The following is a 7,584-nucleotide window of genomic DNA, read 5'->3' as shown; positions in this document are numbered from 1 at the left end:
AATACAAACGGCCGGGTCGTGATTTGTTAAAGCTTCAATGCGCGATTCAAATCTTCATGTTCAAAAGCAGTCGCCATTCGGCTTATTTCTGATGCTTTAGCACCGACCTCGACTGCAATCACGCGCCAGTTTTTTGTAACTTGTGCGACTTCGCGAATAATCAGGCGCGCCTCCTTCAAGCCCAAGCCGAAATAGCCACAAGCGCTTTCCAATAGGTCGAGCGAGCAGGTAGCCTCGTCAAGATCGATATTGGTTGACAGGATGCGGGGCTTTAGGTCGGTTGGAACCGGGTTTAGGTCATAAGCTGGAGAGAGTATCCAGCCTGCTTTACCTGCCCAAAGGAACCCGTGATTTCGCAAGTGATCGTCAACATTGGATATCATGACATTAAAAACAACGCGGCGATAAAGTTGACGGGAGTCGAGACGTGCTTGTGCGCCATGTACGCCCAGAGCGTCGACTAATTCCGGATAGGAACCGGTTTGCCCGTCGCGCGAGGCTGTCATGGCCATCGCCGACAAAAAAGGCATGCGGTAAATGCCTGACCGATCAAAGCGCTTTGAAAGAAGAACCGCTCGCCCGGCGACCTTCACTAACGCATGTGTTGGCGTTTGGATGCCAGAAAGGCTTGCCAATCTCAATGCGATCTCCTCCCAGGTTTCAATACTGTAGTCGTCATTTTCCTTTGGGAACTTGGCGATTGAGAGATCTCCGTTTTGATCGAGGATAGAAGCCTTCGGCCGGGCACCGCCAAGTGAGGAACCAGGCGCAAAAATCATCTGCAGGTCTTCATCGGTCTCTTCGTCCGACAAGATGCGGTCGCTGGATTGCAGCAAGCGACCGAGGTCAAGGAGCGCTGGTACGCCATTTGGACTGATTGCGAGAAAACGGTCTTCCGCCTTTTTCTTGAACCTTAAGGCACCAAGGCGGGAGAAATCGGTTACCCCAAGAAGGTAGTCAGTCTCCATTAGAGTGCGAACCTGGCGGCCTTCCTTTTGGGCAGCGCGCCGCTCTGCACGCTGCATGAGGCGACGTCCCCAGGTATCCGGGGCTGAATCACCAATCGAGCCGAATAGGGAATGACCCGCGCCAGGCGAAAACCCGCCTCGCAACAATGGCAGCCCTGGCTCCAGGGCAAATCGATTGGTACTTTCCAACCACGCCCGATCATACTCAAAGACCATGGTTTCATTGCCGCGCGCGCGGTTGATCCGCGCGAGACCGACCAGGAAAGTCTCGCCAGATAGGTCAACATAGACCTCGATATCGTTCATGGACGGATACTCCTGGACTTCAGATGGACGCGTTTGGGTAAAGCCGCGCTGGCCAAGATCTTTCCTACCGGGTCGTTGTTGATGTCAGCGAGAGTTCCAAGCCCGTCAAGAAGCCCTAATGCTTGCATCACCGCCGCGTAAATGCCGATGCTGACGCTTGGGTCGCCGCTTTCGACGCGTTGCAGGGTAGATCGTGATGTAAAGGCGCGTTCGGCAACGATCTGCATTGGCAATTCCCGACGCTTGCGTGCATCGCGCAAGTCAGCCCCAAGCGCGCGCAAAGCGCGCTGAACAGCAGAAGAGGGATGATGAGGTGTTGGCATATGTGATCTTCACAAGTCTTTATCGTATTTTTTGTAGCATGAAGATGACATTTCATCAAGTTATAATTGAATCCCAAGGCTCTGACTGGAACTGAAGAATAGGCGGATATCGAGGAGCGCTGGTATGCTATTTGGACTGATTGCGAGAAAACGGTCTTCCCCCTTTTTCTTGAACCTTAAGGCACCAAGCCGGGAGAAATCGGTTACCCCAAGAAGGTAGTTACTCTCTCCATCAGGGTGCGAACCTGGCACCCGTCCTGCTGCGCTTCGCGCCTTAGTCGGTGCATGAGGCGACGTCCCCAGGTATCTGGGGCTGAATCACCAATCGAGCCAAATAGGGGCCGAATAGGGAATGACCCGCGCCAGCTGAAATCCCGCTGGTTTAAGCTGATGGTGCTGGCGCTTGCAGCTCGCTGCGTCTCGACTAAACCTGTTTTCTTAGAATTTGTCCTTGGTGAGCTGGGTCATTGCATGGTTTGGCCTTGTGCTCGCTGGAGAGGGTGTTGATGGAACGCATCAGAGCATTTTCCCGGCGCAGCCTTTTAGGCGTGGCGACAGCGAGCACTTTAGCAACTGGCACACCTGTGGGTGCCCAAGCACGGGCTGGAAGAGTTCTGCCAGGCTTGGACGTTCTTTTGGGTCCCAAGCGCGCCCTCCTTACAGGCAAGCGGGTTGGCCTGATCACCAATCCAACAGGTGTCACGGTGAAACTCGAAAGTGCAATTGATCTGATGGCGCGGGCGAGGGACTTCAAATTGGCGGCTCTATTTGGTCCAGAGCACGGGGTGCGGGGCGATGCCCAAGCAGGTGCTGCCGTGGCTGATCGCGTGGATGCTCGCACAGGCCTTTCCGCCTACAGCCTTTATGGAACTACCCGCAAACCAACGCCTGCCATGCTCACCGGTTTGGATGTGTTGGTGTTTGATATCCAAGATATTGGCGCGCGGTTTTATACCTATCCATGGACGCTTGCGCTTGTCATGCAGGCCGCGCGAGAAGCCGGGATTGGCGTCATTGTAGCCGACCGGCCCAACCCGATTGGCGGTATCAGGGTCGAAGGACCAGTCTTGTACCCGGCCTTGGCGAGCTTTGTCGGAGCCTACCCGATCCCCATTCGCCACGGGATGACCCTTGGCGAACTAGCCTTGATGATGAATACAGATTTCGGCATTGGTTGTGACCTCAATGTGGTGAAATGCACCAATTGGCGACGAACCGACGATGGCACCAAGACCGGTCTGCCCTGGGTGCCGCCCTCACCCAATATGCCCACAATCGACACCGCTTTCCTCTATCCCGGCACCTGCCTGATCGAAGGCACAAACCTGTCTGAGGGGCGTGGCACTACTAGGCCGTTCGAACTGATTGGTGCGCCCTTCATCGACGCGCCTGCGCTTGCCGATAGACTCAATAAGCGCAACTTGCCCGGAGCCAACTTCCGGCCGGCTTGGTTTACGCCATCCTTCTCCAAGTTTCAGGGTCAGTTGTGCGCGGGCGTGCAGGTGCATATCGCAGATCGCGCAGCCCTTGCGCCCGTAGATGCCGGTATCGCGATCTTGCTCGACGTCGCACGCCACCACGGCAAGGATTTTTCGTTCTTGCCCGGCGATCCGCCCTTCTTCGATAAGCTGGCTGGTGTGTCGTGGCTGCGCGAGGCGATTCTTGCCGGGGAAAGCGTGGACGCCATAAAGTCGCGTTGGCAGCCAGAGCTGGCCGCTTTCAAGTTAAAGCGTGCCCGCAGGCTGTTGTACTAGGAGTGACCTGAAACGGGGGCCGCACGCCCCTCAAACACCGCCGATTAGGGCGAAGCTGGACTTTGAAATGGTCCATTGAGTTTCACGATGACATAATTGAGGTAGGTCGCAAAAGTGACCCAAAGCACATAGGGCAGCAAGAGCGCGCTTGCGAGCGCCGAATAAGGCAACACACCAACGCAAAGTGCGACAACTGAGCCCCAAAGCAGGAAGGATTCCTTCAACGCCCAATCAGGCCGCTTAAGCGCAAAGAATAGAGGTGACCACGCAAAGTGAAACACAAAGTTGGCAGCAAAAAGCCCGATTACAATCATCTGATCGGAACGGTTGGCGGCCCCTTCCCAGGCGAGTACCGCAGCCCAAGCTGCCGATGACAAAATCAAAGTCCAAGCCGGGCCAAACAGCCAATCGGGCGGCTGCCAACTTGGCTTTTTGAGATTGCGATACCACGGCCCAATACTGGTCAGCGCGCCGCCCGCACCAGCGAGAATGAGCGCCCATAAAATCGCAGCTATGATATGTGGTTCTGGCATAGGGCGTATATGTGACCTATGGGCCCAACTAGCAAGCAACGATGCCTAGATAACGGAAAAGTTTAACCCAAAGTCAGCATGGTATCGCCTTAAACTCTACTGGCGCAGGCGCAACGGTACCTTGGTACCGCCGGCTTGATTCCCCACCCCGATAGGCACAGGCACGGGGGAACCCTCATAATCGGAGTTAATGACCAGCCGTGCAGTGCCGCTAAGGTTGATGTTTCGTGCAACAATCACGCTCCATTTAGAGCCCTCTGCCACATCCCCCTTGGCCCTGACCGAAAGCTTCGTCATGGGAAGACAGATCGTCCCCAACAGCTGATCGACTCTGTTAGACGTGATAGTAAAGGTTACATCATTTCCGCGCGTTGCAACAATCACAAAACCCGCCCAATCTCCTGACTCGCGCCCAGACAAGGAAACTGAAGCATTATCGACCGCACTCAAGGCGGTGCGTTCTGCAAACATTAATAAAACATCGTTACCTTGCAAAGATCCGCTGTGTCGAATTCTCACATCCTCACAGAAGTAGTGTTCGCCGGGCTTGAGTATTAGCGCAGAGTTTCCTTGTATTTCATATTCAGTGCGATGAATACCCGGCGACAAAGTTATAGTACCCTTATCAATGACCTTATCGCCACCATCAGGCACGCTATGACAGGGCTTGGGCGGTGCTATGTTTCGGAGTGCGAATGGATCCGTGACCTTTAGGGCACCGCTATGTGCAGCGGGCTTGAAGCCTAAGCCCGTGGCTTTTCCCACGGCGCGCGAGGTGCCGGCCTCAACTGTCGCATTCACAAGCAACTCAAAATTACCATTGGCGTGAACGATACAGTTTCGGGCGCGAATACCGCTATTTTCGGTTGCGATAATGGCCTTCCCTTTCGGCATTGTGTCATCCGCGCCAATTACACACAAAGGTTGCACATGCATGGATTCGGCGATCGATTTCACTTCAATACGAAAGCCGCCCTTCGGCACTAAATTTCCGAAAAACGAGGATCGAATTGCAAGTCCTTCAACCGTGTAGGAGCCATCACTGCCTTGGGCTGCCTTAAACGAAACCGTCGCACGGCTTGCGAACGCGCCAACTTGAGCCATCGCAAAGCTTTCAACATCCGCTGGCGTTTGCCGGGCATTTGAGCCAACTAAGATTAGATTTTGAGCCCCAGAAAGGGCCGCAGCATCCGCGGCCGATTGCATCAAAGCTCTTTCAGAACTCAGCGACACAAGCTCGCTCGTCATGGCAATAATCATCGCCAGCGGCACGATCGCGATGCCAGCCATTATGGCTATTTTGCCGGACTGGACGCGGGCCTTTCTTGAAGATCGCGATGGTAAACGCGGAAACATTCGAACTTAGCAGGATTTTGCATGATTAGGGTTGGTCATAATTCTTGCTCTACCAACGCTGCGTTTGAGATGGGGGGGGGAGCAAGTCCAAGCTCAAATTCTACCAGAATATCATAGAACTCTTTCCATTTAAGTAGCCCGGCCGAACCGCTTTGGAAGCGGTAAGCCCAGAACGAAGAGATATGCGAGATCATGCCCATCGAATGGCCAAGATCCAGGAAAAGCAGTGGGGCCTTCAATAGGAACCTCCGGAAAGCTGCCGTGTTGCCACGGTCGACTAGGTCGGCGAACGCATCATCGTAGAGCGTCAGAACTTGACTACAGCTGCGGGCGGTTTCTCGGATCCGTGCGCGGATGGACGTCTTTAGCAGGCGAAATTCCTCTGGCGTTGCAGCATCATTGGGTCCTGACGGCGTGATCTTGTCCATCTCCTTCGATACGCGGATTAGGCCTTGCATCATTTCCGAGAATTGCCATTTGTAATAGATGAAACCCTTCCAGCTGAAGATGCCCTGAGTGAACTGATCGCCGTGCAAGCCCAATGTCTCACGCAGGGGGTTGAGTACCCCACCATTATCTGCAACCAAAAGTGCGTTGGCCATTTTGCCAACCATGCCATCGTTGCTGACACTCTTGGTTCCAAAAGCCATCCGGATTAGCGGGGCCATCTCTGAGTTGGTGAAGCTTTGCATGCGCTGGGCGTCGGCAGGCGATATTGGGAAATAGCATTCGGCAGGCTCGTGTTGGTTTCGGCGCAATTGCTCGCGAACCAAAAAAGGATCGAGAGAAGGCAGCTGGTTCAACATGTCCAAGACTGAAAAGTCTTTCTCCAGCTGCATTTCATCAAAACCAACAAAGTCGCAAATCGTCTGCTTAAATCCTTTTTGATTCACAAAAACTGAGCGCCCGCCCAATTTCAGATCGTCAAGGTCAAGCGGGAGAATAATTTTCGTCGCAACGAGTGTAGAATTTGGGATTAGATAAACTTCATCTCGCCGCAGCCGGTGCTTGACTATGATCGACCGGTTCAGAAGATCGTTGGTGAACAGCGGAGCCTCTTTGTATAAAGGATCGTCAGCGAAGCGCTTCCCGACCTGAAGCAAATTGAGCACCCGACTGGTTGACGCCGTGGTCGCGAGAGCAGCTAAGTTACGTATCCCCGACATGGGCAGCCTGTTCAAAACTCGGTAAATTAAAAAATTTTAATGTTCCGGCAGGAAGCCAGAATTCACTCATCAAGTCAATACAATAATCACGAAATTGTGATTTCGATTACAAAGAACACGCATCTGTGAAGAACAAAGTACAAGCCAATAACTTGGTTAACTCCTGGGTCAATGGGACCTATATGTTACAGTGTTCTTCGGGCTTGCTTCGTGGGTATGAGGACCTTTTGGAAATAACCTATAAAACCCTCACCCGTTGTCGGTCCGTTCAAAACTCTTGTTGCCATACACCCGACAGGCCTCAGGGCACCTGCAAAAGTGGTCGTCATCTAATTGAGAGGTCACGCTGCCGCGCGCATGCTATCTTGCATGAAGCCAATGTCTCGTTGGAAAAGACAAAATATTTGGCGTCGAGTTCCAACTGGTTATCAAGCAAATCCTCCCGTGTAGGCAAGGCATCAGGGCGTTCTTGCTCGCTAGAGTGGGCGGGGAAAGCAAAGGGAGTACCGCTCTGGTCGAAGAAATACTGTATCTTCGAGGGTCGAAGTGAAGGTTAGGTGTTTGACCAACTCGTACATCGATATCCAAGAGAATGTCCGCCTTCGAGCAACCCACAAAACTGCCAGAAACGGCAACCCTTGGCGCATTTGAGTCTGTCCATATTTCGGCCAGGTTTGGCCGATCGCGGCTGGTCTGGTTTTCGGGGCTTGGGTCAGGAAAGCTGCCGTTCAACGATTGATTGCGCTTTAGTTTAGGCCAATTTGAAAAACGGCCGCAAACAATTTAGTCGTCAGAATAGTATCGGCGAAGGAACAATTATAATGGTGGATCGCGACACGCTGATTTTGATTAAGCCAGACTTTTTAGATCCCGCTTTTCCCGATACGCGCTTTTATTGCTGGCATTGTGCCTTGCTAGAGGGCGTATTGGTTAGCTTTCCAGCGCTTCTAACCCGGCTGAACATTGTTCGGATCGACTGGCCTAGACCACGGCAAGAAGTCATTCAATTGATCGGCGAAGAAAACCAATCACTCCCCGTTCTTGTCTTTGCAGATGATGCCTCAGAGCAGTCCGGTGCCAGATATTCTAGGGGGCGACAGTTTGTGGCAGGCAAGGATGATATCCTTCAAGCCCTTTCGTCTCGTCATAATATTCCAGCGCCGCATCCTTAGACGACA

General features: G+C 53.1%; 7 protein-coding genes. 2 read left to right on the top strand and 5 right to left on the bottom strand.

Features of this window, described 5'->3' with window-relative positions:
• Positions 1–26: 26 nt before the first annotated feature.
• Together ACIQ20_RS14935 and ACIQ20_RS14930 are read right to left on the bottom strand one after the other, a co-directional pair.
• Positions 27–1,274: a type II toxin-antitoxin system HipA family toxin gene (locus ACIQ20_RS14935; RefSeq protein WP_395781668.1), complete on the bottom strand. Its 1,248-nt coding sequence runs from the start codon at positions 1,272–1,274 to the stop codon at positions 27–29.
• Positions 1,271–1,597: a helix-turn-helix domain-containing protein gene (locus tag ACIQ20_RS14930; RefSeq protein ID WP_395781666.1), complete on the bottom strand. Its 327-nt coding sequence runs from the start codon at positions 1,595–1,597 to the stop codon at positions 1,271–1,273. The genes ACIQ20_RS14935 and ACIQ20_RS14930 overlap by 4 nt, the downstream gene beginning before the upstream one ends.
• Positions 1,598–2,103: 506 nt before the next feature.
• On the opposite strand from ACIQ20_RS14930, the gene ACIQ20_RS14925 reads away from it, so the two are divergent.
• On the top strand, positions 2,104–3,351 hold the full coding sequence (locus tag ACIQ20_RS14925; RefSeq protein ID WP_395781664.1) for an exo-beta-N-acetylmuramidase NamZ domain-containing protein: 1,248 nt from the start codon (positions 2,104–2,106) through the stop codon (positions 3,349–3,351).
• 44 nt (positions 3,352–3,395) lie between these two features.
• Here the strand turns inward: ACIQ20_RS14925 and ACIQ20_RS14920 are convergent, their stop codons facing one another.
• From ACIQ20_RS14920 to ACIQ20_RS14910, 3 genes are all read right to left on the bottom strand, one after another.
• A complete protein-coding gene (locus tag ACIQ20_RS14920) occupies positions 3,396–3,884 on the bottom strand; it encodes a TspO/MBR family protein (RefSeq protein WP_395781662.1) in 489 nt (162 codons plus the stop codon).
• A 96-nt stretch (positions 3,885–3,980) separates the two neighbouring features.
• A complete protein-coding gene (locus ACIQ20_RS14915) occupies positions 3,981–5,240 on the bottom strand; it encodes a pilus assembly protein TadG-related protein (protein WP_395781660.1) in 1,260 nt (419 codons plus the stop codon).
• Positions 5,241–5,275: 35 nt separating this feature from the next.
• The gene (locus ACIQ20_RS14910) at positions 5,276–6,079 is read right to left on the bottom strand and encodes a hypothetical protein (protein ID WP_395781658.1); all 804 of its coding nucleotides are present in this window, start codon (positions 6,077–6,079) and stop codon (positions 5,276–5,278) included.
• A gap of 1,148 nt (positions 6,080–7,227) precedes the next feature.
• On the opposite strand from ACIQ20_RS14910, the gene ACIQ20_RS14905 reads away from it, so the two are divergent.
• Entirely contained in the window at positions 7,228–7,578 is a 351-nt protein-coding gene (locus ACIQ20_RS14905; RefSeq protein WP_395781656.1) for a DUF3088 domain-containing protein, read from the top strand.
• Positions 7,579–7,584 lie beyond the last annotated feature (6 nt).

The sequence above is a fragment of the Aquidulcibacter sp. genome (genome assembly GCF_044346625.1).
In the GTDB taxonomy this organism is placed as follows: domain Bacteria; phylum Pseudomonadota; class Alphaproteobacteria; order Caulobacterales; family Aquidulcibacteraceae; genus Aquidulcibacter.
This window is presented reverse-complemented; position numbering and strand designations above follow the sequence as displayed.